This is a genomic window from Halobellus inordinatus (genome assembly GCF_024498335.1).
Classification (GTDB): Archaea; Halobacteriota; Halobacteria; order Halobacteriales; family Haloferacaceae; genus Haloquadratum; species Haloquadratum inordinatus.
The window spans coordinates 353,385-379,532 of the sequence record NZ_CP101825.1; the positions used below are offsets into that span (position 1 = coordinate 353,385).

Consider the following 26,148-nt stretch of genomic DNA (forward strand, 5'->3'; position numbering starts at 1 on the left):
CGATGCGGCTGCCCCGGCGACGGTCGCGGTATCTCAATCCATCCGGGTGCCGCGTCGTCCGAATCCCCGAACGAGCGCGTCCTCCCCGATCGTGAGCACCGTCGGGCGGCCGTGCGGGCAGGCGTAGGGGTTCTCACAGGAACCGAGCCGGTCGACGAGCGCCGTCGCCTCCGCGTCGCTCAGTTCGTCGCCGGCCTTCAGCGAGGGGTGGCACGCGAGGTCTTTCAACAGCGCGTCGCGGCCGTCTTCAGGTGTCTCGCCGTGCCGAAGCGCGTCGACTGCGTCGCGGACGCTCTCGGGGGCGGCCGCTCGGCCCATCGGTGCCGGTACCGAACGGACGCGAACCGTCGTCTCGCCGAAGCAGTCGAGGTCGTATCCGAGTTTGGACAACTCATCACGGTGTGACTCGACGGCCGCGTACTGTCCCGGCGTCAGTGAGACGCTCTCGGGCGGTTCGACCGGGGCAGTCGGGGTCTCACCCGAGACCGCGGCCCGGAGACGCTCGTAGTTCACCCGCTCGTGGGCCGCGTGCTGGTCGACGACGAGCAGTTCGTCCTCGAACGCACAGAGGAGATAGAGATCGCGGAACTGTCCGAGCACGCGCACGTCCTCGAAGGCCGATTCAGTGTCCGACAGCGGTTCCAGCGTGTCGTCGAGAGCCATCGAGAGGTCCGCCGCGCGCCGCTGATCGGCAGTCGAGAGCGCGTCACGGACGGCGCCCGCGACTGCGTCCGCGACCTCGTCGGACGACCGGAGACGGACCCGCCGCTTGCGCGGGTGGACGTTGTGGTCCGCCCACGACGTCGGCAGCGACAGCGACACGACCGCGATGGGCGCGCGGCCGTCGGCGAGCAGATCCCCGTAGCCATCGACGACGGCTCGCTGCAACTGCGCGTTGCGGACGGGGCGCCCGTCGACAGCGACGTACACGTGATCGCGACGCGCGCGGCTGATCGACGGCTGGACGAGCGCCCCGTCGAGTGTGAGCCCCGCGCCTTCGCCTTCTGGGCCGGAACCGACGCGCCGCACGGCATCGAACGCCGTCGCTCGCGAGGCGACCTGGCGGTCGTACACGCCCAGTAGCGCGTCGGCGAACTCGCCGGTCCCGGGCGTCGAGAACACCTCCGAGCCGTCGTGTCCGAGCGTGATCGCGACGTCCGGACGGACGAGCGCGTACCGGGAGACCGCGTCGCTGATGCGGGCGAACTCCGTCTGAGAGGCCGCGAGCGACTCGCGGCGCGCGGGCGTCTCCGCGAACAGTTCGCGGACGGTGACTGTCGTTCCCCGGCCGCGCCCGGCGGGTTCGACGCGGTCCGGGCCGGGACCGCCCGACGCGACGACGCGCGTTCCGCGCGGCCCGCCGTCGTTCGTCACGACTTCGAGTTCGGCGACCGTCGCGATACTAGCGAGCGCTTCGCCGCGGAAGCCGAGCGTCTCGACCGCCGAGAGCGACTCCCCGGAGGCGAGTTTGCTCGTCGTGTGCCGCTCGACCGCGAGCTCGGCGTCCCGGCGGCTCATTCCACCGCCGTCGTCGCGGACGCGGATCCGCGCTGTCCCATCGCCGTCGACCGCGACGTCGATCCGCGAGGCTCCGGCGTCGAGCGCGTTTTCGAGCAGTTCGACGACGACGTCCGCCGGGCGGGTGATCACCTCGCCGGCCGCGACGCTCGCGACCGTCGCGTCGTCCAGCCGACGGACCGAGTCGGGGTCGCCGCGCGACTCCGGGCGCTCCTCACTCATCTAGTTGCCGTCGTAGGGCTTCCAGCGTGTTGAGCGCTTCGAGCGGGGTGGTTCGGGCGACGTCGAGATCCCGGAGTTCGTCGAGGACGGCGCGCTCGGCGTCTGTCGGCGCGGCGTCCGTCGGCACGGCATCGTGCGAGTCGTCCGGTCGGCCGGGGGCATCCGGTCGATCGGGGTCGTCCGTCGCGTCGAGACCGTCGACGTACGCCGCGAGCGTGTCGTTTCGGTCGGCTGCAGGATCGTCGAATTCGCCGTTCGTCGCCCGTGTCGGCGGGTGTGACGCATCCTCCGCGGGCGACGCATCCTCCGCGGGCGACGCACCCTCGCGCGGGAGACGTGCGTGCGCCGGCTCCGAATCCGTGTCGTCGCCGGCCGGCGCCCGGAGGTGCTCTCTGGCGCGGGCGACGACGCGGTCCGGCACGCCGGCCAGTTTCGCCACCTCGACGCCGTACGACGACGAGGACGCGCCGCGCGCGACGCGGTGGAGAAACGTCACGTCGGGCCCGGAGGGAGACTCGCTCCCGTCGTCCGACGGGGAGTCGCCGTCCTCGCTTTTGCTCACCGTGAAGTGGAGGTTGAACGCGTCCGGCAGGTCGTCGGCGAGCGCGGTCAGATCGTGATAGTGAGTCGCAAAAAGCGTCGTCGCGCCGATCTCGTCGTGGATGAACTCCGTCGTCGCGCGGGCGATCGCGAGGCCGTCGGCGGTAGAGGTACCGCGCCCGACCTCGTCGAGGAGCACGAGCGAGTCGTCGGTGGCATCGTGGAGGATGTCGGTGAGTTCGGCCATCTCGCGCATAAACGTCGACTGCCCGCCAGCGATATCGTCGGAGGCACCGACCCGGGTGAAGATTCGATCGATGACGGGCAATCTCGCCGCGTCCGCCGGGACGAAACTCCCCGCCTGCGCGAGCAGCGCGATGAGTGCCGTCTGCCGCATATACGTCGACTTGCCGCTCATATTCGGGCCGGTGATGACGGCGACGTGGCCGTCCGTGAAGTCGACGCCGTTCGGGACGAACTCCGCTTGGGTCCGCTCGACGACGGGATGCCGCCCGGCCTCGATACGGAGCGTCTCCGCACCCATCTCGGGGCGGACGTAGTTCTCGCCGGCGGCGACGGCGGCGAACGACGTCAGCACGTCGAGGCGGGCGAGCGCGTCCGCGAGCGCCTGGATCCGCTCGGTCTCGTCGGCGACGCGCGAGCGCACCTCGCAGAACACCTCGTACTCTAAGGAATCGGCGCGGTCGGCGGCCGAGAGAATCTCGTCCTCGCGACGCTTCAACTCCGGCGTGTAGAATCGCTCGGCGTTCTTCAGCGTCTGCCGCCGGGTGTAGTCGTCGGGGACGCGGTCGAGGTTCGGGTTCGTCACCTCGATGTAGTAGCCGTGGACCTGGTTGTAGCCGACCTCCAGGGAGTCGATGCCGGTCCGCTCGCGCTCGCGCGCTTCGAGCGAGGCGACCCACTCGCGGCCTTCCCGCTCGGTCGCGCGGATCTCGTCGAGTTCGTCGTCGAATCCCTCGCGAACGACGCCCCCCTCCGTGATCTCCTGCGGCGGGTCGGGTTCGATCGCCTGCTCGATCAGGTCGCGGACGTCGGCCAGTTCGTCGAGCGACGCCCGAAGGTCACAGAGGGCGTCCGATTCGGCGTCTTCGAGGGCGGCTCTGACGTCCGGGACGACGTCGAGGGTCGTCTGCAGCGAGCGCAGGTCGCGGGCGTTCGCACGCTCTCGGGAGACGCGAGCGGCCAGACGTTCGAGGTCGTACACCTGTTCGAGGTGGTCTCGGACCGTCTCTCTGGCCATCGGCCGGTCGAGCAGTTCCGCGACGGCGTCGTGTCGGCGCTCGATTCGCTCCCGGTCGAGCAGCGGGCGCCGCAGCCACGACTCCAGTTTGCGGCGGCCGGGCGCGCACGCGGTCCGATCGAGCGCGTCGAGCAACGTCTCCCCGCGTCCGGGGTGCCGCGAGTCGAACAGTTCGAGACTCCGCATCGCCGTCGCGTCGAGTCTGAGCGAGCGTCGGAGGTCGTACCGGCGGACGCGCGAAACGTACGAGAGCGCGCCGTCGTCGCCCTGCGTGTACTCGGCGTAGTCGAGGAGCGCCCCCACAGCGCGCCGTTCGGTGGGTGAGTCGAGGACGGCGGTTGGTTCCGCGACGTACGCCGCGAGCGTCTCGTCTGCTCGATCGAGAGCGAACGCCTCGGGGTCGTGTTCGGTGAGCATCGTCTCGAAGCCGAGCATCGACGGCTCGACGCCCGCGTCGGGGGCGACGAGCAGTTCAGCGGGTGCGAGGCGTTCGAGTTCGTCGTCGATCCGCGCGGCGGAGGCGCTCGTCACCTGACACTCGCCCGTCGAGACGTCGAGCGTCGCGAGTGCGGCCTCGGCGTCGGTCGCGTCGGTCGACTCGCCCGCTCGTCCCCCGTCGCGCCCCCCATCTCGCCCGAGACCGACGACCGCGCCGAGATACGTCGCGCTCGCGCGGTCGAGCAGTTCGTCGTCGACGACCGTGCCCGGACTGACGACGTTCGTCACGGCGCGGTCGACCAGCCCCGAGGCCTCCTCGGCGTCTTCGACCTGATCGGCGATAGCGACCCGGTACTCGGCGTCGAGGAGTGATTCGAGATACGACGCAGCGTTGTCGATCGGGATGCCCGCCATCGGATAGGTCCCCGTCGAGTCCTCGCGCTTGGTCAGCGTCACCTCGCAGACGCGGGCGACCGTCTCGGCCGCCTCGCAGAACGCCTCGTAGAAGTCGCCGACCTGAAAGAGCACGAGCGCGTCGGGGTGCGCCTCGCAGAGTTCGAGATACTGCGAGAGCATCGGCGTGAGTTCCTCCCGACGGTCGAGCATCTTCTGTGGTGGCCCCTCCGGGCGCCGCTCGGACTCGTCGTCGGACCGCGACGGCCTGCCGGCCGCAGCCGTCTCCTCGGCGTGCTCTCCGGCCCCGTCGCTCGCGTCGGACTCCGCGCCTTCCATACCTACCGGACGGCGGTCGAAGACCAAAAGCGGACGGGAAGACGGCGCTCCCGCGACGCGTCCGGTGGCCTCGCGGACGGCACCGTCAGGAGCGGTCGTCGAAGAGGCCGACGATCCGATCGCGGTTCGCGTAGCCGAGCGCCGACAGAGCGAGGATGACGGCAGTGAGCGCGGCGGCGGCCACGAACTGATCGCCCCCGAGGAAATCGCCGACGACGTTCGCGAGGAAGAACGCTGGCGTCCGGCCGACGATCGCGAGCGCGACGAGCTGCCACAGGGGTAGTCTGGTCAGGCCGCCGGCGAAGCAAATAACGTCGTCGGGGAGTCCGGGGATGAAAAAGAGGACGAACAACCCGAGGCGGGCGTAGTCGTCGCTGATCGAATCGAAGGACGCGAGCGCGTCTTCGTGGACCATACGTTCGACGTAGGCTCGGCCGAACCGCCGGGAGAGCCAGAACGCGATCGTACTCCCAATCGTGATGCCAATCATATTGTAGAGCGTCCCCCACCACGCGCCGAAGAGGTAGCCGGCGACGACTGCGAGGATCTGCCCCGGGACCGGAGCGGCGACGACTTGCACGGCTTGCAGCACGACGAGCACGAGCGGGGCCCAGATGCCGTACTGGGAGATGAACGCGCGGAGGGCGGGCGCGTCGGTCAGAAGCGCGAGATGGGGACGGGCGAGGAGAGCGAGCGCGACGAGCACGACGATGGCGACGGCGAAGTGGAGCAGAAAGCGCCGTCGGGTTCGTTCCGAGGCGAAGATCTGCACCCCTTCGAGCCGTGTTCGCATCCGGTCTATGAATGTGTCACTCACGCGTTAGTCGTGGTGAGGACGCCGCGATACTTAGAGCCCGAGCCTCTCGGCGTGTCGGTCGAGTATCGACGCCAGCGTGACGTTCTTCTCTTCGAGTTCGTAGCGAACGCGCACGATCGGCACGTCGACGTCGAGAACCCGTCCGAGGTCGTGGGGTGTTCCCGAGACGACGACCTCCGGGTCGGCGTTTCTGATCGTCGCCTCCAGATCTCGGATCTGTGCGTCGTTGTACCCCATCGCCGGGAGGACGGCGTCGAGGTGGTCGTAGGCGGCGAAGACGCGTTCGAGCGATCCGACGGCCGCCGGTTTTGGGTCGATGATCTCCGCCGCGCCGTACTTGCGGGCGGCGATCAGTCCGGCCCCGTGGGAGGCGTCGCCGTGGGTGAGCGTCGGCCCGTCCTCGACGACGAGTGCGCGCTTGCCCGCGATGGCGTCCCCGTCGGCGGTGATCGTCGAGTTCGCGTGGACGATCTCGGCGTCGGGATTCGTCTCGCGAACGTTGGCTTCGACTTCCTGGATGCCCGCGACGTCCGCGGTGTTCTCCTTGTTGATGAGGACGTAGTCCGCGAGGCGGAGGTTGGTCTCGCCCGGGTGGTATCGCAGTTCTGCGCCGGGGCGGTGTGGGTCGGCCACGACGACGTGGACGTCCGGGACGTAGAACGGGAGTTCGTTGTTGCCGCCGTCCCAGACGATCACGTCGGCCTCGGCTTCGGCCCGTTCGAGGATCGCCGCGTAGTCGACGCCGGCGTAGACGACGTGGCCGCGTTCGATGTGGCTCTCGTGCTCCTCGCGCTCTTCGATCGTGACGTCGCTCTCGTCTAAGTCCGCGAGCGTCTCGAAGCGCTGGACGCGCTGGGCCGCGAGGTCGCCGTACGGCATCGGCTCTCGGACGACGACGACGTCTCTCCCCCGCTCGGTCAGCAGGTCGGCGAACTTCCGGGCTGTCTGTGACTTGCCACAGCCGGTTCGCACCGCGTCGACGGCGACGACCGGGACAGCGGATTCGAGCATCATCCGATCGGGGCCGATCAGTCGGAAGTCCGCACCGGCCGCGAGCGCTCGCGACGCCTGGTGCATCACGTGCTCGTGAGAGACGTCCGAGTACGAGAAGACGACCGTGTCGACGTCCGCTTCGTCGACGAGGCGCTCTAAGTCCGATTCGGGATGGATCGGGATTCCGTCGGGATAGCGGTCGCCAGCCAGTTCCGGTGGATAGCGTCGCTCGGGGAGTTCGTCGAGTTCGCCGACGTTCTGGGTGCTCGTCTGGGTGAACGCGGCGACTTCGTGCGCCGGGTCGTCGCGGAAGACGGTGTTGAAGTCGTGGAAGTCGCGTCCGGCCGCACCCATAATGAGGACTCGCGTGGGGGCCATACGGTACACTTCGCCGGGATCGTACATAGAATCCCGGCCAGTTATCGACCGGGCGAACGCTTTCGGTCGCGGCCGGTAGAGGATGTCGTATGGCAGCCGAATCTTCCGCGAGCGACGCCCCCGTCGTCGTCGCACTGGGCGGGAACACCCTGCTCGGCGAGCACGGCCCGTGGACGCTCGACCAGCAGTTGGCGGTCGTAGAGCAGACGGCCGCGCGAATCGCGGCGGCCGTCGACGCCGGCTACGACGTCGTGCTCACGCACGGCAACGGCCCGCAGGTCGGCAATCTGCTCCTCCAGCAGGAACACGCGAGCGAGACGCCACAGCTCCCGCTGGACGTACTCGTTGCCGAGACGCAGGCGCAGATCGGCTACCTCCTGCAGCAGGCGCTCGACAACGAGCGCGAGGCACGGACAGACTCGATGACTATCGTGACGCAGGTGGTCGTCGATCGCGACGACCCCGCGTTCGCAGAGCCGACGAAGCCCGTCGGCCCGTTTTACACTGAGTCTGAAGCGGCGGAGAAGCCCTTCGAGACGCGGCGCGTGTCAGACGGCGAGCGCCCCTTCCGGCGGGTCGTCCCGTCGCCCGATCCCGTCGAAATCGTCGAAGCCGACGAGATCGGACAACTCGTCGAGCGTGGGAACTCCGTGGTGTGTGCGGGCGGCGGCGGCGTCCCGGTCGTCCGCGGCGAGTCCGGCCTGCGCGGCGTCGAGGCCGTCGTCGACAAAGACAGCACGTCGCGGTTGCTCGCGGAGAAACTGGGCTCCGAGACGCTCGTCATCCTGACCGACGTCGCGCACGCCTACGTGAACTACGGCGAGGACGGCGAGCGACCGCTTCGGCGAGTCGGCGCCGACGAACTTCGCTCGCACCTCGACTCGGGCGAGTTCGGCGCGGGGAGTATGCGGCCGAAAGTCGAGGCCTGTCTCCAGTTCGTGGAAGGCGGCGGCGAGCGAGCCATCATCACGACGCCGGAGCAGTTGACGGACGCGCTGGCGGGCGACGCCGGGACACAGGTGTACGCGGACGCCCCCGCAGAGGACGAACCATAGTGTGATAGTTAGTATCACTCTATGCCAGCAAAGTTACGTGGACCGGGAAGCAATGAACCGGTGATAGCGTGAACAGGGCGCGTGACGGTCAGGACGCCCTCGTTCAGCGCTCTCTGCCCCCACACAATGACCGACGTAGACGCCCTTCCCGAGTCGACTCCGGACGCAGATTCGGTTACCCCGCTCGCCGTCGACGAGGCGGCCGAACTGACCACACGTATCGTCGACAACGTCGAGCGCGTCATCGTCGGCCACCGCGACGCGATCGAACACATCCTCGTCGCGCTGTTCGCCCGCGGCAACCTCCTCTTGGAAGACGTGCCGGGCGTCGGCAAGACGATGCTGGCGCGCGCGGTGGCGACCTCGCTCGACTGCTCGTTCAAGCGCGTGCAGTTCACGCCCGATCTCCTGCCCTCCGACGTGACCGGTGTGAGCGTGTTCAACGAGAAGACGCGCGAGTTCGAGTTTCAGCCGGGACCGGTGTTCGCGAACGTCGTCCTCGGCGACGAGATCAACCGCGCGCCGCCGAAGACGCAGGCGGCGCTCTTGGAAGTGATGGCGGAACAGCAGGTGACCGTCGACGGGGAGACCTACCCCGTCCCGGACCCGTTCACCGTCATCGCGACGCAGAACGACGTCGAACCCGGACGGACCTACGAACTCCCGGTCGCCGAGATCGACCGCTTCACGAAGAAGATCCGACTCGGGTACCCCACCGAAGCCGAGGAGACCGAGTTACTCGGCCGCCTGACGGGCGAGCATCCGATCGAGTCCCTGGCGCCGGTCGCGACCGTCGAAGACGTCCGGCGCGCGCGTGAGACCGTCTCGAAGGCGACGGTCCGCGAGCCCGTGCGCGCGTACGTCTCTCGGCTGGCGGGCTACACGCGGGAGCACGCTCGCCTCGGTGCGAGCCCACGCGGGGCGCTCGCGCTCGTCCGCGCGTCACAGGCCCGCGCGGTCTTCGAGGGCCGCGGCTACGTCACGCCCGACGACGTCCAGCTGGAAGCGCCGACCGTGTTGAGCCATCGCGTCCGGACGGACACGGACGTCGACGGCGCGACGGTGGTCGAACGCGCGCTCGAAGACGTCGCCGTCGAGTAGTATGCGGCCGACACGACGCGGCTACACGGTCGGCATCGTGGTGCTCGGCGCGCTCGCGCTCGGGGCGCTCTTCGGGGCGCGCGCGCTCGACGCGGTCGTGATCCCCGGCGCACTCGCGCTCGTCGCCGCCGCCGTCCAGGTCTGGCGCGCGCCGACGCCGGAGGTCGAGCGGACGCTCCCGCCCGCCGACGTTCCGGGCGTGACCGGAACGGTCGAGGTGACGCTCGACGCTCCCTCGTCGTACCCGGCGACGGTCCGGGATCGACTCCCCCCTAGCATCGATAGCGGCGCGAGCGGAGGGGCGCAAGCGGTATCGAGCGGCGACGCCGGCGGTGCGTCGACCGCGACACACGAGGCTGTCGTCGCCGGAGCGACCGACGCGGACGTCACCTACGAGATCACGCCACAGCGGCGCGGCGAGCACGAACTCGGCCCGGTGAGCGTCGTCGTAACCGACGTCCTGGGACTGCTCAAACGCACGACGACGGTCGACGAGCGGGACGGACTCGTCGTCTTTCCCGCCGTCGGCGTCCTCTCTGAGGGGGTGCAGGCCGACCTGCGGACGCTGACGCAATCGCCGCGCGCGAACCGTCGCGAGGAGTTCGACGACCTGCGCGAGTACGTACGCGGCGACGCGCTCCGCGACGTCCACTGGAAGTCCTCGGCGAAGCGCGGCAATCTGATGGTTCGGGAGTTCACTGCCGAGGCGGACCCCGATCAGGTGCGCGTCGTCGCCGGCATCGAGTCCGGCGGTGGAGCCGACACAGAACGCACGGCGGCGAGCAAATCGACGACTGCTGCGGGTGAGGCGGCAGACGCAGCGGACGACGCGGCCGACACGATGGCCGAGGCGGCGGCGACCGTCTGTCTGTCGCTGCTCCGTGTCGGGGCGTCGGTGGCACTCACGACGCCGTCGGGACGTGTCGAGGCGACACCCGGAACGACCAGACCGCTGCTCGATCACCTCGCTGTCGCCGGAGCGGGCCCGGTACCGACGCGGGAGGCCGACGTCGTCGTCGTCGCCGACGGGGAGTCGGCGTCGATCAGATTCGACGGGCGTGAACACCGCTTCGAGGAGTTGACGACCGGGGCCGGAGACACAGCGGCCCCCACCGCACAGGAGGTCACCGGATGAGTTCGGGCGTCGGCCGCGACGCGCCGTCGCTTGGTGGGTCGCAGTCAGGCCGGAGCGACAGGTCCGACGGGAGCGAGACCGCGGGATTCGTAAGCGATATCGACGGCAGCCGTGCGCTCGCCGTCGTGAGCCTCCTGGCGCTGACGTGGTCGTACGCGGGCGTCCTCTGGCGCGTCACCGACGTCGTCGGCGGGAGCACCGAATTCGCCGTCGTCGTGGCTGGGGCGATCGCGTTCGCCGTCCTCGTCGGTCGCTTCGTCGGTGTGCGCGTCGCGTTCGTCGTCACCTCGCTCTTGCTCGGCCTCGGTCTAGCGGTGTATCTGTTCACGCTCCCACAGAGCCAGATCCAGTTGTTGACGCCCGAGCGCGCCCTCAGCGACACGGTCGCGCTTTTGACCGGGCTCTCGGTCCTGCGACTCGTCGGCGCAGGCGTGTGGGCGATGGCCGTCGTGCCCGGCCCCGTCTTTCTCTCGTGGTACCTCACGGTCCGGAAGCGCTACGTCTCCGCGGCGGTCGCCGGCGGCGTCGCGCTCGGATTGGTCGTTCTCACCGGCGACGCGGAGGGCGTTGCGACGCTCGTCGGCGTCGTGGGCGCGACGGGACTGCTCGCGGCGTCCACGTTCGACCGCCACGGGACCGCCGTCGGGCAGGCGGACGTGCTGACGGTCCTTCTCGCGGCGATGATCGTCGCCGCCTCGACGCTGTCGGTCGTCCCCGGCGCAGCGGGATCGCCGATCCTCCCGGACCGCGGCGCGCCGACGGTCGAAGCGAGCCTCGTCGACGCCGACGACAGCGTCGAAATCGTCGGGAGTATCCGGCTCTCGCCGTCGGTCCGGTTCACCGTCGATAGCCCGCGCGCGGAGTACTGGCAGACGGCCGCATACGACCGCTACACCGGCAGCGGGTGGGTCCGAACCGGGAACGAACGGCCGTACGACGGTCGCCTCCGGGGACCGCCGGGACCGTCCCGTCGACTCGAACAGACCGTCACGGCCGAGGATCCGATCTCGATCCTGCCGGCGGCGTGGCGACCGGTCGATCTCGACGGCCCGGTGAGGTCGAGCGCGCTCGTGACGCCACAGGGGAACGTGCGGCCGGGCGGGACGCTCCAGGCCGGCGAGACGTTCACGGTCACGAGCAGAGTCCCGAACGCGACGAGCGAGCGACTCCGGCGAGCGGGGACGGACTATCCCGACAGGGTGACCGAAGCGTACCTCCAGTTGCCCGAGAGCACGACCCAGCGAGTCCGTGAGCGGGCCGAATCCGTCGCCGGCGACGCGGAGACGCCCTACGCGAAGGCCGTCGCGATCGAAGCGCACCTCGAATCCAGCAAGGAGTACTCCCTCAGCGTCCCCGCGCCGTCGGGCGATGCGGCGGACACGTTCCTGTTCGAGATGGACGCCGGCTACTGCACCTACTACGCGACGACGATGGTCGTGATGCTGCGTTCCCAGGGCGTCCCCGCACGGTTCGTCACCGGCTACACGCCGGGAGAGAACGTCGGGAACGACAGCTACGTCGTCCGCGGGCTCAACTCCCACGCCTGGGTCGAGGTGTACTTCCCCGACGTCGGCTGGGTCCGGTTCGACCCCACGCCGTCGGGGCCGCGCGAGACGGCGGAGAACACGCGCCTCACCGAGGCACGACAGAACGAAGAGGAGAACATCGACCTACCGGGCCCGAACGAGACGGTGACGCCGCCGCCGGGGGCGGGCATCGAGAACCAGACGCCCGCCGTGTCTGGCGCCCCCGGCGGATCGACGCCGGCGGGGGTGACGGCGACGACGCCCGCGAGCGCGACGTCGGCGGCCACTGCGGACGCGACCGACACGTCGTCGGCGCCGATCGGCGGCGGGATCCCGGTGCCGAACCTACCGTCGGGACGGACGCTCCTCGTCGGAGCCGTCGCGCTCGTCGGCCTCACAGCCGGCGCGCACCGAACCGGTGCAGCGGATCGGACCGTGCGGTTGCTCGCGATCCAGTACCAGCGGCGGCGCGACCCAGAGGCCGACGTCGCTCGGGCGTACCGTCGTCTCGAAGGCGTGCTCGAACGCGAGTACCGCCCGCGTCGCCGGGGCGAGACGCCGCGGTCGTACCTGCAGTCGGTGCCGTTGACGGAGCAGTTCGAAGACGCACGGCGCGTCGGCGAGTACTACGAGCGCGCACGCTACGGCGACGGTGTCAGTGCGGCCGAGGCCGACGAAGCGGTCTCGACTGTCGACCGACTGGTCCGTTCGTCGACGCCGCTCCTCCGGTGGTTCCAGTGAACGTGTCGTGCGTGCTGATGTCGGCAGCGGAGCAGAGTCGCACCTCCTCGGAACTCGGTGGCTGTGCACTCGGGACGGATTCCCGATACTGTTTAATATCCCCATCCTGTAGGTTCGATTTGTAATGTCGGAAGTCTGCTCGACGTGCGGACTCCCTGAGGAGCTTTGCGTCTGCGAAGACGTCGCAAAAGAGTCCCAGGAGATCACCATCCGCATCGACGAGCGCCGCTACGGAAAAGAGGTAACGGTCATCGAAGGGTTCGACCCCAAGGACGTAGATATGGACAGTCTGTCCTCGGATCTGAAGTCGAAGTTCGCCTGCGGTGGCACAGTCGAGGACGGTTCCATCGAACTCCAGGGGAACCACACCGGTCGCGTCGAGGATTTCCTCCGCGACAAGGGCTTCAACGTCGCGTGACCGTCACCTAACCGTCCCACGTCGAGCGGTTTTTCGTGCGATGCCACGCAAATAGCGGCGGCGCTGTAGTTACACAGCGCTCGCGCCCGAGAACAGACACTGATACTGTCGGACAGGAGCTCGTGAATCATTTTGGCACCCACGAGGTGCCGATACTTTTCACATCGTTCTGTCCGACAGTATGAGCCGTAGCCCTCGCGATTCGATCACTGTGCGACCGAAAGGATTCTACCAGCGGCGACGCCACGCGGAGTATGGTCGACTCAGATTGGTGGGTCGGCGTCGCCCTCCCTCCAGTACTCGAAGTCGTCGGATGGCTCAGTCTCGTCTTGACGCCCGAGTCGAGTGGCTCGGCGACGACCCTCGGACTCCTCGCCGGTGTCCTCGTCGTCGTGAGTCAGCTGTCGATTCCCGTATTCGCGATCGCGCTGTACTTCGATGCGCGAGCGGTCGCACGGAGTGCCGAAACGTGGGTTCCGCGGCCTCGAATCTGGGGCGGACTCGGGATCGCGGTCCCGATCGTCGGGCTGGTGCTCGCAGACTCGCCGCTTCTGGTGTTCGTCGCGAGCGCGTACCTCCTTCGCCGGTTCCGCTCCAGCGACGCCGGGAGCGGCGCCGCACGGGACGTCTACAGCGGCGATGGGTGGTACGAAGACAACCGCGTTCGCGACGAGGCAGGATCAGACGACGCACGCGAAGCGCCTGAACGAATCTCGCGGTGGTACTACGGCGTCGCGCTCACGGTCGCGGCATTCCTCGTCGTCGTCGTGGCAACACCGGTCTTGGTCGCAGTGATGGGGATGCCGGAGAACGCACGGTTCGTCTACGAGACGATCCCAACAGTGGGCGTGTTCCTCCCGTTCGCCGTCGTATTCTCGCTGGTCGCGTCCGCGGTACTCATCCCGGTGTTCAGCCTCTCGCTGTTCCTCGACACGCGACGGATCCGCGAGAGCGACGTCGCGTGGGCACCCGACCGGCGCGTGTGGGGAGCCGTGGCCGTCGTCCACCTCTGCAACGTGCTCGTGCCGCTTGTCTGGCTGCTCTCGGTTCCGGCGGGCGGGTATTACCTCTGGCTACGTCGTCAGCAGGTCGGACGGCCGTAGGGGCCCGTCGGAGATGGCTGCGACGGAGAAGCCCCGTACGCGGAGGACGGCCCCGCGCACCGCCCGAAGTTAAAACGAACAATTATGTAAGTTCGTGAGAGGCTACCAGTATCGACAGATGGGAGCCGGTGGAGACGACGTAGACGTTCGCGAGATTTCGCCGATGGCGTGGCGCCTCCTCCGGGTTGCGGCAGGATATAGCCAGCGGGACGTCGAAACCGAGGTCGACGACATTATGCAGGCACACATTTCGATGCTGGAAAGCGATACGCGGAGTCTCTCCGATGACCGCCTCGAACAGTTGTTCGACACCTACCGCGCGAACCTGACCGACCAGCAGATCGAGGTGTTGGTGGTGAACTTCTGATGCTGTGGAGCGCACAGGCGTCGGGACGACGGCGCGCCATCGCGATTCTCGTCGCGGTCGTCGCGACCGCGCTCATCGCCACGGCACCGACACCCGCGGGACTCGACAAGGCCGCGCAACTGGCGCTCGCGACGATGGCGCTCGCGGCGATTCTGTGGGTGACGAAGGCGCTCCCGCTCGCAGTGACGGCACTGCTCATCCCGGTCGTGTTGACGATCTTCGGGATCTACGACCAGATGGAGACGGCGCTGTCGGGCTTCGCCGATCCGCTCATCTTCCTGTTCATTGCGGGCTTTATGCTGGCGAAAGCGTTGCAGACGCACAACATCGACCGACGGCTGGCGCTGTATCTGATCAACTGGATGGGACGCTCCCCGCGACTGCTCATCCTGACGATCATGCTCTCGACGGCGTTCCTGTCGATGTGGGTCTCGAACACCGCGACGACGGCGATGATGACGCCGGTCGCGCTCGGCGTCCTCGCGCGGGTCGTCGGCCGTGAAGCCGACGGGGGGGTGTCGAATATGCGGGTCGCGACCCTGCTGGGGACGGCTTACGCCGCCAGCGTCGGCGGGGTCGGCACGCTCATCGGCACGCCGCCGAACGTCGTCGCGGTCGCGTTCTTGGATCGCCTCGTCGGCGTCGAGATCTCGTTCGTACAGTGGCTGGTCGTGGGGCTCCCGATCGTCGTCGTGACGCTGCCACTGACCTGGTACGTGTTGACGTTCTGGCTGTATCCGCCGGAGATCGACGACGTGACCGAAGCGCAGGCGCAGGCTGGCGACTTCCTCGCAGAGGAGGGGCCACTCTCGCCGCGGGCCCGGCGGGCGACGTACATCTTCGCCGCGACGGCGGCGCTGTGGATCCTCGGTGGGCTCGGCTTCCTCTTCGAGGGGATTCTCCCCCCAGCGTGGCAGGTGACGCTGTTCGGCGGTGCGGGACCGAACCTGTTCGGCCTGGAGGGCCACCGCGGGATCCTCTACTTCGTCGTCGTCGGGCTCTTGGCGATCCCCGCACTCGTGGTGAGCGACGCGGACGACTGGGAGAACCTCGTCGACATCGACTGGGGAACGATCGTCCTGTTCGGCGGTGGGATCTCGCTGGCCGACGCGTTGGCCGACACCGACGCCACCGCGTGGCTCGCACAGTCGCTTTTCGAGACCGTCGTGGGCGCACCGCTCGTGCTCGTGATCGTCGTCGTGATCGTCTTCGCGGTGCTGGCGACCGAACTCACCTCGAACACGGCGACGACGACGATCCTGGCGCCGATCCTCATCGGACTCGGGAGCGTGCTCGCGGGGACGCTGGGGGTCGATCCCGTGCCGGCCGCCATCTTCCTCACCGTCACCGGCGCGATCGCTGCGAGTTTCGCGTTCGCGCTCCCCGTGGCGACGCCGCCCAACGCGATCGTCTTCGGGAGCGGGCACCTCGAACAGCGCGATATGATCCGCGCCGGCGTGATCCTGAACACGCTGATGACGCTCGTGCTCACGGTGCTCGTCGTCGTACTCTTCACTTTCGTCTGGCCGATCGTCCTCTGGTGATCGCCTCCGAGTGAGACCGACGCGGAGGCGGTCCCCGGGGCGCTCGATACGTACCGACGGACGAGCGACGGCCCGCACCGGCGGACGAGAGACAGCCTACCAGTGACCTATAGTCGCATAGAGTGGCATACGTAGTCCTCCGGATCAACCATTAACATTTATTACCGTGATAGACTATGGCCAGTACAGAGCGTGTATCGTTGATACGCGCTTGCCAGAGTAACTATGGCAGACAAACAGAATCGACGGACGTTCCTACGAGTTGCGGGAAGCACAGGTGCAGTCGGGCTCGCCGGCCTCGCGGGCTGTTCCGGCGGCGGCGGCAACGGCGACGGCGAGTCGACCGACAGCGGCGGATCGACCGATGGGGGCGAGTCGACCGACGGCGGCACGACCGGGAGCGCCGACAGCGGGATGGACACCATCACGCTCGGCGGTTCGATGAGTCTCACCGGCGACAACGCCGACCTGGGCCAACTGTACAAGGACGCTTACGAACTGACGATTCAGCGCATCAACGACAACGGCGGCGTCGAGGCGGGCGACGGCAACACCTACGAACTGGAGATGATCCTCCGGGACGACGGGACCGACGCCTCCACCTCGAAAAGCATCTATCAGGAGCTCATCGACCGCGAGAACGTCGATTACCTGCTCGGCCCGTACTCCAGTACGGTGACGCTCCCGGCGAGCGCAGTCGCCGCGCAGAATCAGAAGCCGATGGTCGAGGGCGGCGGTGCGAGCCCCGAGATCTTCGCGCAGGGCAACGAGTGGATCTTCGGCCTCCTGCCGACGGCCAACAAGTACGCGAAGAGCTACATCGATATGTGCCTCGCGCAGGACGAGACGCCGGAGTCAATCGCCATCCTCGCCGAGGACGGCACGTTCAGCCAGTCCACCGCCGAGGGCGCGCGGAACAAGATCGAACAGACCGACCTCGAACTGGTCGTCGACCAGACGTTCCCCTCGGGGACGTCGGACCTCTCGACGAACCTCGGTCGGGTGCGCGACGCCGGCGCGGACGTGCTACTCCTCTGTGCCCACCAGAAGCACAACATCATCCTGGCGAACCAGATGGAGAGCCAGGGCGTCAACGTCGACGCCGCGATGGGGACGGTCGGCAGCCTCAACGAGTCGTTCAAAAACGAGGTCGGTGCGAACGGCGACTACATGTACGGCCCCTCCTCGTGGGCGGTCAACGCCGACTTCGAGGACCCGGTGTACGGAGCGACCGGCGACTTCGTCTCCGCCATCGAGGAGAACTACGACTACACGCCGGACTACCACAGCGCGGCCGGCGAGGCAGTCATTATGACGTTCGTCGACGCGTTCGAGAACGTTAGCGAAGTCACGCCGACAGCGGTCCGCGACCACATCCGGCAGGCGGAGTTCTCGACGGTGTACGGCACGGTGTCCTTCGACGACACCGGCGTCATCAACAAGAATATGCTCGTCTACCAGTGGCAGCCCGATCCGGGCCTCCAGATCACCTACCCCGAGAACGTCGCCCAATCGGACCCCATCTACCCGATGCCCGACTGGAGTGAGCGCTGAGACCGATGGCAGTAACGCAGTTCGTCGTCAACGGCCTGCTCGTCGGCGCGCTATTCGCGGCGGTAGCCGTCGGCTTCGCGCTCATCTGGGGGGTCGTCGACATCATCAACCTCGCGCACGGCGAGATGGTGATGCTCGGCGGCTACACCTCGTATTGGGTGCTGAGCCTCATCACCGGAAACGCCGAAGGGTCGCCAGCGTTGTTCTTGGTGACGATTCCGGCCGCGATCGGCGTGCTGTACGTCGTCGGGTACGCGCTCCAGCGGACGCTCGTCTCGCGCGTCATCGGGACCGACATCTTCCTGACGCTTCTGGTCACCTTCGGCATCAGCATCGCGATCCAGCAGTTGGCGATCCAGGCGTGGTCGGCGAACCCCCGTTCGATCCAGGTTTCGTTCGCCGATCCGTCGCTCGTCGCCGCCGGTCTCGTCATCCCGAAGATGAAACTGATCGCGTTCGTCGGCGCGATCCTCCTGACCGTCGCGCTCTACGTGTTCTTGCAGCGGACGCGGACGGGCCGGGCGATTCGGGCCGTCTCACAGAACCCCGAGGCCGCCGCGCTGGTCGGCATCGACGTCGAACACACCCGTGCGGTCACGTTCGGGGTGTCGTCGGCCATCGCAGGCGGCGTCGGCGCGTTCATCGCGACGATCCTCAACATTCAGCCACAGATGGGCCTCATCTACACGCTCAAGAGCTTCGTCATCGTCGTGTTCGGCGGCGTCGGCTCCATCCCCGGCGCGCTCGTCGGCGGACTGCTACTCGGCTCGGTCGAGGAACTGACCGCGGGGTTCGTCTCCTCGCAGTGGACGCTCGCAGTGAGTTTCACGCTGCTCATCGTCCTCCTGGTGGTCAAGCCGAACGGCCTGTTCGGCGAGGGGGCTGAACAATGAGCACGAGCGAATCCGAGGACAGTACCGGACTGCTCCGGACGGTGCTCCCCCCCAATCAGGTCGACCGCGTCTTCGACTTCTGTGGCGAAAACGGCTGGAAACTGCTGGCTCTCGGGGCCGTCGTCGGGGCGCTTCCGCCCCTGCTCGGCCTCGAACAGGGCTACTATATGACGGTCGTCTCCGAGATGTACCTGTTCGCGATCCTGGCGCTCTCGTGGGACCTCGTCGGCGGCCAGACCGGCTACCCGAGTTTCGGGAATATGGCCTTCTTCGGGATCGGCGCGTACGTGACGGCGATCCTCGTCAAGGACTTCGCCGTCGCGTTCCCGGTCGCGTTGATCGCCGCCGGACTGTTGGCCGTTATGTTCGCGGCGCTCATCGGCGCCGCCGTCCTCAGGCTTCGCGGGCACTACTTCGCCATCGCGACGCTCGGCGTTCTCCTCGCGGCCCAGCAGATTTCGCGGAACCTCGACATCACGGGCGGGGCCAGCGGGAAGATCCTGCTGCAGGTCCCCTCGGGAACAGTGTTTTACTACCTGTTCTTCGGCGTGCTCATCGCCGAGATGGCGCTCATCTACTACCTCTCGAACACGCGGTTCGGCTTCATCCTGAACGCCATCCGCGACGACGAGGAGAAGGCGACCGCGATGGGGTTCAACACGACCTACTACAAGACCGCCGCGTGGATGCTGGCGGCGCTTTTCACCGGCGTCGCGGGCGGCACCTACAGCCTGTTCAACACCTTCATCGACCCGCAGACGGCCTACAACGGCGCGTGGAACGTCGAACTCATCGCGATGGCGCTTCTGGGCGGTTCCGGCACCGTCGCCGGACCGGTCATCGGCGCCTTCGGCCTCCACACGCTCATCGAGTTCGTCGAGACGGCGTTCGTCGGCTGGCAGCTCGTGTTGCTCGGCGGCGCGGTCATCGTGACGGTGATCGGCTTCCCCGAGGGCGTGGTCGGCACGCTCCGGGAGTACGCCAGCGAGATGGCGTACTACGAGCGCGGCGGGATGGCCGCCGTCGACAGCGGCGAGGATACGGAGGTGACGGCCGATGAGTGAGACGACAGAGCCCGACGCGCGCACTGCCGCGGCCGCGACCGACAGCGACCGCGCGGTGCTCCGAACCGACGGCGTCACGAAGCGCTTCGGCGGCCTCACCGCCGTCGACGACGTCGACGTCGAAGTACAGAAAGGCGAAATCGTCGGCCTCATCGGCCCGAACGGCGCTGGCAAGTCCACGCTGTTCAACTGTATCACGGGGACGCTCAGCGCCGACGAGGGTCGCGTCTACCTCCAGGGGCAGGACGTCACCGACTGGCCCGAGTACAAGATCGCCCGGGCCGGGCTCGGCCGGATGTTCCAGGAAACCCGGATCTTCGGCGATATGACCGTCCGGAAGAACCTGCTGTTGGCCGCCCAGGAGGGCGGTGCCAACGTCGGGAGTCTCCTGCGCCGGCCCGACGACACGCTCATCGAACGAACGGAAGAACTGCTGGACTACGTCGACCTCGGCGGCCTCGCGGAGACCCGCGCGGGCCGGCTGAGCTTCGGCCAGCAGAAACTCATCGAGTTCGCGATGGAGTTGATGGCCGAACCGGATCTGCTGTTGATGGACGAGCCGGCCGGGGGAATCAACCCCTCGATGCTGGAGAACCTCATCGAGTACATCCGAACGGCCAACGAAGACGAGGAGGCGACGATCTTCCTCATCGAACACAATATGGACTTCGTCATGGAAATCGCCGACCGCATCTACGTCCTCGCCCACGGCGAGCGCATCGCCGAGGGCACGCCCGAAGAGATTCAGAACGATCAGCGCGTCCTCGACGCGTATCTCGGGAGGGAGTGATCGTGGCAACGACGTCCGACGCGGACTCACAGTCCACGTCCGATCCGCTCTTGGAGATGAACCACGTCGTCGCGGGCTACGGCAACACGACCGTCCTGCACGACGTGAACATCGCCGTCGAAGACGGACAGATCGCCTGTCTCATCGGGCCGAACGGCTCGGGGAAGTCGACGCTGATGAAGAGCATCTACGGCTTCGCCGACGTGAAAGACGGGACCATCACGCTCCGCGACGAGGACATCACCGGGCGCTCGCCCCAGGAGAACCTCGCCAACGGGATGAGCTACGTCCTTCAAGAGGCGAGCGTCTTCCCCGGAATGAGCGTCCACGAGAATATGCTGATGGGCGGGTACATCTTCAACGACGACGAGCGCGCCGAAAAGCGCGCCGAGGAGTTGTACGACGAGTTCCCCGTCCTGGGCGACATCCGCGGACAGAAGGCCGGCACGCTCTCGGGCGGGCAGCGCCGCCTGCTCGAGTTGGCACGTGCGCTGATGGTCGACCCCGAAGTGATGATGCTCGACGAGCCCTCGATCGGGCTCGAACCGCGCTTCATCGACGACGTCTTCGAGCGGATCCAACAGCTCAACGACCTCGGGACGACGATTCTCCTGGTCGAACAGAACGCCGAGAAGGGCCTCTCGGTCGCCGACCGCGGGTTCGTGCTCGCGAGCGGCGAGATCAAGTTCACCGGCACCGGCACCGAACTCCTCAACGACGAGGAGGTCGGCCGGCTCTATCTCGGAGGCTAAGATGTACCGCATACTCCTTCCCGTCGACGACGACGAAGACCGTGCCCGTGCACAGGCCGCGTTCGTCGCTGGACTCCCGGCAGCCGATAGCGACATCAGCGTCGTCGTAACGCACACGCTGACTAGCGCGGAGACCGACGCACCGGAGGAACTCCGGAACGTCGAGCGCGTGGATACGGTGAAACTCGTCCGCGACACTCTCGAAGAGCGTGGGATCGCGGTCGAACTCGCAGAGGCGCGTCACCCACCCGCTGAGGGTATCCTCGACATCGTCGCGGAGTTCGAGGTCGACCACGTCGCGATGGGATCGCGACAGCGCTCGCCCGCCGGAAAAGCGATCTTCGGCAGCGTCGCCCAGCAGGTGATCCTCGAGGCCGACGTGCCAGTCACGGTAGTCGGTCCCACGCCTGACTGAGAGCGGCGCCGGCGCAGACGCTCGTCGTCCTGTTCTCCTCGGAACGCCGGGACACATCGCCGCGATTCATAATGATTACTCTCGTCTCTTACCGCCGACCATCGCCACTGGGAGTGGCGCTCGGCGGTACACAGTGAGAGTAATCGCTATCAGTCGTCGAGGTCTCGGAGCAACTGCTCTGCGACGGGCGTCGTCACGTAGTAGGTGTGTTTGCGGTGCGTCTCTGATTTCGGTTTCAGTTTCCGTTCGCTCCCTTTGATCGTGCTGCCCTCGTAGGTCGTCACGAGGCCGACGCGCTGCAGCGCCCGATAGAGGTGACGGACGTACTCGAAGTCCATCTCGAGTTCTTCTGCCGTCATTCGGGGGTAGTCGGGGCCGCCGCGTGCGAGTCGCTTCGCGATGCGCTGGCCGTCCTGGAGGTGCCGGAGCACGTTCAGTTTCCCCTCGCGCTCCGAGAGGAATCGGAGGAGGTGATCGCCCTCGCGTGAAAGCCGGTAGTAGGTGTGATGCTGGCGGACTTCGTCGGCCTGCTTCGCCTTCACACGTCGCTGTTTGACCGTGCCCGACTCCACGCGTTCGAGGAGGCCAGCCGTTTCCATCTCCGAACAGAGGTCTTCGACGTGGTTCCGTTCGGCGTCGAGGTGTCCCGCCATCGACCGCGGATAGTTGCCTTCGACGGTGTCGAGATGATAGCAGACGAGGTACGCGACCGGATCGGCCGGCAGCGGTGCGAGTTGCCCCACGACGGCGCGCTGGCGTTCGAGTTCAGCTTCCAGTTCAGCGGCTCTCTCGTAGCGGAGCTGGGCGTTCTCCGCCGCGTCGGCATCGAAGTCTAAACTGACGTCGATGGGCTCTCCCTGAGGCGTCGCAAGCGTCGTCGTGAGTTCACCGTCGTCCCAGTGGTCGCCCGGGTTCTCACGCGCCCGTGCGAGTGTCTCCTCGACCGCCTGGATTCGCGTGAGAATCGTGTCGGCTTCTCGCCGTAACCGTTCGATCTCTGCCTCCGAGACCATCCTGTCGCGCGGCCGTAGGCGTGTGAGACGTAAGTATGTACGGAGCCACCAGTCGGGCGAGACACGAACCAGCGTGTGTCCGACGCGCCGTGGCGACCACAGATACTCGCAATCCCAGATTTATTATGTATTTGACGCATATCGTTGGCCGTATGGGGAAGCTGGAACCTCGGGCCGATGGAGGGGCAGGGGTGTTGCGAGGTTACGCAGTGAGAACGCCGCTCCCGGACGAGGACGCCGAGAGGATGTTCCACGGCAATATGCAGACCATCGCCGAGGGTCGCGAGCGGAAGGCGGAGTTGCTCGCCGACCCTGCCGTCTCGGTGGCGGACGCGTACGAGGAGGAGGTACAGCGCGTCGCCAAAACGTTCGAGGGACGACTCCGCCATCTCGCTGGCGAGAACTACGAGTCGGTCGCCCGCGAGTACCTCAGAGGCGAGCGCAACGACCGAATCGGGCGCCTCACCGCGTACTACACCGAAGGTCTGTGGCGGATCCAACAGCGTTCGACCATCTCGGAGATGCTGTTTTTCCCACTCATCCTGCGCTATCCGGATAGTTTCACGGTCAATCTCCGATTCACCGACGACTACACGACGACGGAGTCGATTCCCTTCGAGTCGCCGGAGCACACGACCGTCGACGCCGACGAAACGTACTCCCAGCAGTACTTCAACGAGAGCCAGTACGAACAGAAGCAGGCCGCCGAATATCTCCGCAAGACCGCACAGATCATCCGCGATGAGTTCCCTAGTCCCGACGAAGCTCCCTTCTCGGAGCGTAAATACGGCGGCATCGTCTCCGCCGGCGGGCGACACGAATCGGAGTTCTCCGAGATGTTAGCGCGAGTTACGCCGGACCCCGACCGGTTCTCCGAGGCGGTCACGGAACCGACGCTGGTCCGCGAAGGGAGCGAGGCAAAGCGCACGGCGCGGCGGTATCTCCAGAGCGCGAAAGTGGAGATGTGACCTCCCCGCGCGCGGACGACAGCCCGGCGCGGATCGGTAGCGCAGGTGGTCCCGCAGATCTCCCGCGGGATTTCCCCGACTATGACACACTGTGTGCGGCGTCGGTCGCTCGTACACATAGATAATATTATACTTGTCTGACGAATGTTTATGTTTTAGTTGTCTTTAGTTAGCATATGGTTGAAACGATGCGGACCGTCTCCGAGCGGGTAATCCGAGCCGTGGCCGAGGCGACCGATACCGATCCTGCGACGTTGCCGCCGCTGTACGAGTCCGTCGACCCGGACGCGCTGAACGAGCTCGTAGATTCGATGTCCGACGGCGAGATCTCGTTCGAGCACGCGGACTGTGAAATCACAGTCGACAGCGACGGCGGCGTGCATCTGACCGGGTCCTTCACGCGCGGGTCCCCCACTGAAGCGGTCGTTGGCGACGACTGACGGCGACGCCGCCGCGCTTCACTCCCCACAAAGGCTATTTTTCGTTCGGAGAGGCCCGATTGCGGCTTCGGAAATCCGTTCGGATAGGCACTACATCACGCAATATGAGCGGCTCGTCGGACGACTGACGGAGTTACAACTCCTTGGGTTGCGTCGAAAGAGTTGGAGTGGACTTGCGGGGTCCCCGCGAGCGAAGGGGGGGAAGCGAGAGAACGAACGGAGTGAGTGGACTCGCGGGGGTCCCGTGAGCGATAGCGAACGGGACCAAGCGAGGGAACGAGACGAACGAAGTGAGTCGAGTGGACTCGCGGGGAGAGCACCAACTGGGAACCGTCGCGTTGACTGAATGAGTGAGTCGAATTGGCGATTTCTCTCATAGTTTTATTTGTCCTGGAGGTGCTCACGACGCACGGCCATCTTCTCGTCCTGCCGTCGGGCGTCGTAGTGTCGATACAACACTTCGAGGGACACGTTCATCCGCTCCGAGACGATCTCCGGAGACACGCCTCGAGCAAGGTGATCAGTGATCGAACCGCGACGCCACCCGTGCGGCGACCGCGCGGACGGACACTTACTCGGCGTGTTCGGAGTCCCGACCGCCTCGCAGTTCTCCGGCTCGCGATCGTGGGGGCACTCGCCCCACCGGCACGGCTGAGTCCACCGATACGAAATATCGCGGAGCGTCGAATCGCTGACGCGCCCTTGGCGAGTCGTGAACAGCGGCTCGCGGCCCTGATCATCGCGAACGTCGATCCGATGGACATCGACATACTCCTCGATCAGCTCGAAGAGCCGCTCGCCGACCCAAACCCACCGCTCGCCCTGCGAGCCATTCTTCAACGGCGTGCCAGACTCCGGACGATGATGGACCGCGATCGCGTGATCCTCCTCGCGGAGATCGTCGACATCGAGGCCACGCATCGCCCCCAGTCGGATCCCCGTCTTCCACCACAGCGACAGCACGACGTGCTCGCGAGTCGCGAAGCGGTACCGATCGAGATACTCGAGGATCGACTCCGCGACCGCAGAGTCCACCTTCACGTCACGAGCCTCAGCCCCATCCGGGACATCAGGCGCGTGAACGCGCTCACGCAGCCCAGGCTCGACCGCGTCGATGTCCGCCCAGAACTCCAGCGCCACTCGGATCGCCGAGAGCTCCTTCTGGAGCGAGATCGGCTTCACCTCTTGGCGGCGGTGATGGACGAAGTCCGCGAGCTTCCGGCCCGAGAGCTCGTTCAAGTTCTCGATCTCCTCGTCGTGGCACCACGCGAGGAACTGCTCGAGCGTCGTCTGGTTGTTCTGAAAGGTCGACTCCGCGACGTTCGGCTCTCGATGCTCCAAGAACCGCTCGACACCCTCCTGAGGCGAGAGCGGCTCAAGGTGCTCCCGAAGCCGACCGTGGCTCGGCTCGTCCCTCATCGTGACGTTGAGTCCTCAACCGGCGCGTACTCGACGGCGTGATCCGTGCGCTTCCGGTGGACGATCTTGTTCGCCGCAGCGAGGACGCGATCGCCCTCGACAATCTGCTCGAAGGGGCACCCGTGACAGACGACGTGATAGACGGTGTCCGTGGGTCGGTCAGTCACCGCCGCCCTCCGTAGCGCTGGTGCAGCCGATCCAGTTCTTCCATCAATTCCGACGTCTCGGAGAGATTCAGGCCGGAAACATCCGCGAGAAGGCGCTGGACGGGACGGTCCGCGCGGTGTTCACCGACCTTGTCGATCGCATCGAACATCGCCTCGATGTCGCGCTTCGCAAGCCCGGAGTTCCGACCGTAGATCAGATCCCGGGCGTCGTCGTCCGAGAGGCCAGTCTGTCGAAGTCGATCTAGGTCGTGAGCCATCTCCGTCACGGCTTCCGCGGCTTCTGCGAGCGATTCGAGACGATCGACGAACTCCTCGGCGTTCATCGTCGTCAACTCGTCAACGACGATCTCGTCCGGGCGGTCGTCGGCGTCCTCGACGAATAGCCGATCGAGCGGATTCCCGCTTCCATCGGTCTCGATGCCGTCACCGCGGTCGACATCGTCCTCCTCGAATCCCTCTTGGGCGATCTCCGCCATCTCCTCGGCGCGATCGATCAGCGCGCACTCGCGGCACTTCCGTTTCGGCGTCGGCGCGCCGCAGTTCACACACCCGCTCATCGCCGGCCCTCCTTGTCGCCGCAGTACCCGCAGTTCTCCTTCAGGCAGTAACGCCGCGCGCCGATCGCCTCGCACCAGTGGGAGTTCGCGCGGTCGCTTCGTCGCTGGGGCTTCTCGCGAGTCAGCGGCGTCCCGCGGCCGTCCGTCCGAAAGCTGTACGTCCCGCTCGTCGTGGATGGATCTCGTTGCATACGCTGTTTCGCCGTCAGAAAGCCGGTCTCGTGACC

Annotated in this window: 25 protein-coding genes; 16 read left to right on the forward strand and 9 right to left on the reverse strand. The window is 66.8% G+C overall.

Translation table 11 applies throughout. The annotated features are described in order from the left end of the window. Positions 1-33 precede the first annotated feature (33 nt). The 4 genes from mutL to NO362_RS01790 all read right to left on the reverse strand — a co-directional run bounded on the left by mutL (position 34) and on the right by NO362_RS01790 (position 6,899). Positions 34-1,740 carry a DNA mismatch repair endonuclease MutL gene (gene mutL / locus NO362_RS01775; protein ID WP_256545896.1) on the reverse strand — a complete coding sequence of 569 codons (1,707 nt, stop codon included), beginning with the start codon at positions 1,738-1,740 and terminating at the stop codon, positions 34-36. Beyond that, positions 1,733-4,585: a DNA mismatch repair protein MutS gene (gene mutS / locus NO362_RS01780; protein ID WP_256546654.1), complete on the reverse strand. Its 2,853-nt coding sequence runs from the start codon at positions 4,583-4,585 to the stop codon at positions 1,733-1,735. Before mutS ends, mutL begins: the two co-directional genes overlap by 8 nt. A gap of 211 nt (positions 4,586-4,796) precedes the next feature. Beyond that, the gene (locus tag NO362_RS01785; protein ID WP_256545897.1) at positions 4,797-5,504 is read right to left on the reverse strand and encodes a TVP38/TMEM64 family protein; all 708 of its coding nucleotides are present in this window, start codon (positions 5,502-5,504) and stop codon (positions 4,797-4,799) included. 54 nt (positions 5,505-5,558) lie between these two features. Continuing rightward, positions 5,559-6,899 (reverse strand): cyclic 2,3-diphosphoglycerate synthase, encoded by a 1,341-nt coding sequence (locus tag NO362_RS01790; protein WP_256545898.1) that lies wholly within the window; start codon positions 6,897-6,899, stop codon positions 5,559-5,561. Between the two features lie 89 nt (positions 6,900-6,988). Between NO362_RS01790 and arcC the strand changes: the two genes are divergently transcribed. The 14 genes from arcC (at position 6,989) to NO362_RS01860 (ending at position 21,357) form a co-directional block, all read left to right on the forward strand. Continuing rightward, positions 6,989-7,954, forward strand: coding sequence for a carbamate kinase (gene arcC, locus NO362_RS01795; RefSeq protein ID WP_256545899.1), 966 nt, complete (start codon positions 6,989-6,991; stop codon positions 7,952-7,954). Between the two features lie 126 nt (positions 7,955-8,080). Further along, positions 8,081-9,055: an AAA family ATPase gene (locus NO362_RS01800; RefSeq protein ID WP_256545900.1), complete on the forward strand. Its 975-nt coding sequence runs from the start codon at positions 8,081-8,083 to the stop codon at positions 9,053-9,055. A gap of 1 nt (position 9,056) precedes the next feature. Next, a complete protein-coding gene (locus tag NO362_RS01805; protein ID WP_256545901.1) occupies positions 9,057-10,190 on the forward strand; it encodes a DUF58 domain-containing protein in 1,134 nt (377 codons plus the stop codon). Then, positions 10,187-12,457: a transglutaminase TgpA family protein gene (locus tag NO362_RS01810; protein WP_256545902.1), complete on the forward strand. Its 2,271-nt coding sequence runs from the start codon at positions 10,187-10,189 to the stop codon at positions 12,455-12,457. Before NO362_RS01805 ends, NO362_RS01810 begins: the two co-directional genes overlap by 4 nt. Before the next feature lie 124 nt (positions 12,458-12,581). After that, positions 12,582-12,875, forward strand: coding sequence for a stress response translation initiation inhibitor YciH (yciH, locus tag NO362_RS01815; protein WP_049985144.1), 294 nt, complete (start codon positions 12,582-12,584; stop codon positions 12,873-12,875). Between the two features lie 254 nt (positions 12,876-13,129). Beyond that, complete coding sequence (locus NO362_RS01820) at positions 13,130-13,978, forward strand: hypothetical protein (protein ID WP_256545903.1); 849 nt, start codon at positions 13,130-13,132, stop codon at positions 13,976-13,978. A 118-nt stretch (positions 13,979-14,096) separates the two neighbouring features. After that, positions 14,097-14,345 (forward strand): helix-turn-helix domain-containing protein, encoded by a 249-nt coding sequence (locus NO362_RS01825; RefSeq protein WP_115821740.1) that lies wholly within the window; start codon positions 14,097-14,099, stop codon positions 14,343-14,345. After that, the gene (locus NO362_RS01830) at positions 14,345-15,889 is read left to right on the forward strand and encodes an SLC13 family permease (protein ID WP_256545904.1); all 1,545 of its coding nucleotides are present in this window, start codon (positions 14,345-14,347) and stop codon (positions 15,887-15,889) included. Before NO362_RS01825 ends, NO362_RS01830 begins: the two co-directional genes overlap by 1 nt. A gap of 225 nt (positions 15,890-16,114) precedes the next feature. Continuing rightward, positions 16,115-17,443 (forward strand): amino acid ABC transporter substrate-binding protein, encoded by a 1,329-nt coding sequence (locus NO362_RS01835; RefSeq protein WP_256545905.1) that lies wholly within the window; start codon positions 16,115-16,117, stop codon positions 17,441-17,443. A gap of 5 nt (positions 17,444-17,448) precedes the next feature. Next, positions 17,449-18,336 (forward strand): branched-chain amino acid ABC transporter permease, encoded by an 888-nt coding sequence (locus NO362_RS01840; protein WP_256545906.1) that lies wholly within the window; start codon positions 17,449-17,451, stop codon positions 18,334-18,336. After that, positions 18,333-19,400, forward strand: coding sequence for a branched-chain amino acid ABC transporter permease (locus NO362_RS01845; protein WP_256545907.1), 1,068 nt, complete (start codon positions 18,333-18,335; stop codon positions 19,398-19,400). Before NO362_RS01840 ends, NO362_RS01845 begins: the two co-directional genes overlap by 4 nt. Then, positions 19,393-20,190 carry an ABC transporter ATP-binding protein gene (locus NO362_RS01850; protein WP_256545908.1) on the forward strand — a complete coding sequence of 266 codons (798 nt, stop codon included), beginning with the start codon at positions 19,393-19,395 and terminating at the stop codon, positions 20,188-20,190. The genes NO362_RS01845 and NO362_RS01850 overlap by 8 nt, the downstream gene beginning before the upstream one ends. Positions 20,191-20,192: 2 nt before the next feature. Then, a complete protein-coding gene (locus NO362_RS01855; protein WP_256545909.1) occupies positions 20,193-20,942 on the forward strand; it encodes an ABC transporter ATP-binding protein in 750 nt (249 codons plus the stop codon). A 1-nt stretch (position 20,943) separates the two neighbouring features. Beyond that, on the forward strand, positions 20,944-21,357 hold the full coding sequence (locus tag NO362_RS01860) for a universal stress protein (protein WP_256545910.1): 414 nt from the start codon (positions 20,944-20,946) through the stop codon (positions 21,355-21,357). A 149-nt stretch (positions 21,358-21,506) separates the two neighbouring features. Here the strand turns inward: NO362_RS01860 and NO362_RS01865 are convergent, their stop codons facing one another. After that, positions 21,507-22,370 (reverse strand): DUF2250 domain-containing protein, encoded by an 864-nt coding sequence (locus NO362_RS01865; RefSeq protein ID WP_256545911.1) that lies wholly within the window; start codon positions 22,368-22,370, stop codon positions 21,507-21,509. A 152-nt stretch (positions 22,371-22,522) separates the two neighbouring features. Here NO362_RS01865 and NO362_RS01870 point away from each other — a divergent pair, with 152 nt between their 5' ends. Together NO362_RS01870 and ddfA are read left to right on the forward strand one after the other, a co-directional pair. Next, the gene (locus tag NO362_RS01870) at positions 22,523-23,338 is read left to right on the forward strand and encodes a hypothetical protein (protein WP_343218092.1); all 816 of its coding nucleotides are present in this window, start codon (positions 22,523-22,525) and stop codon (positions 23,336-23,338) included. A 176-nt stretch (positions 23,339-23,514) separates the two neighbouring features. Beyond that, complete coding sequence (gene ddfA / locus NO362_RS01875; RefSeq protein ID WP_256288809.1) at positions 23,515-23,778, forward strand: DdfA family disk-determining factor; 264 nt, start codon at positions 23,515-23,517, stop codon at positions 23,776-23,778. A 381-nt stretch (positions 23,779-24,159) separates the two neighbouring features. Here the strand turns inward: ddfA and NO362_RS01880 are convergent, their stop codons facing one another. From NO362_RS01880 to NO362_RS01895, 4 genes are read right to left on the reverse strand one after another with little or no spacing between them, the layout of a single operon-like run. Further along, a complete protein-coding gene (locus NO362_RS01880) occupies positions 24,160-25,197 on the reverse strand; it encodes a tyrosine-type recombinase/integrase (protein WP_256545912.1) in 1,038 nt (345 codons plus the stop codon). After that, positions 25,194-25,364 (reverse strand): hypothetical protein, encoded by a 171-nt coding sequence (locus NO362_RS01885; protein WP_256545913.1) that lies wholly within the window; start codon positions 25,362-25,364, stop codon positions 25,194-25,196. The genes NO362_RS01880 and NO362_RS01885 overlap by 4 nt, the downstream gene beginning before the upstream one ends. After that, the gene (locus tag NO362_RS01890; protein ID WP_256545914.1) at positions 25,361-25,921 is read right to left on the reverse strand and encodes a hypothetical protein; all 561 of its coding nucleotides are present in this window, start codon (positions 25,919-25,921) and stop codon (positions 25,361-25,363) included. Before NO362_RS01890 ends, NO362_RS01885 begins: the two co-directional genes overlap by 4 nt. Further along, complete coding sequence (locus NO362_RS01895) at positions 25,918-26,112, reverse strand: hypothetical protein (RefSeq protein WP_256545915.1); 195 nt, start codon at positions 26,110-26,112, stop codon at positions 25,918-25,920. The genes NO362_RS01890 and NO362_RS01895 overlap by 4 nt, the downstream gene beginning before the upstream one ends. Positions 26,113-26,148 lie beyond the last annotated feature (36 nt).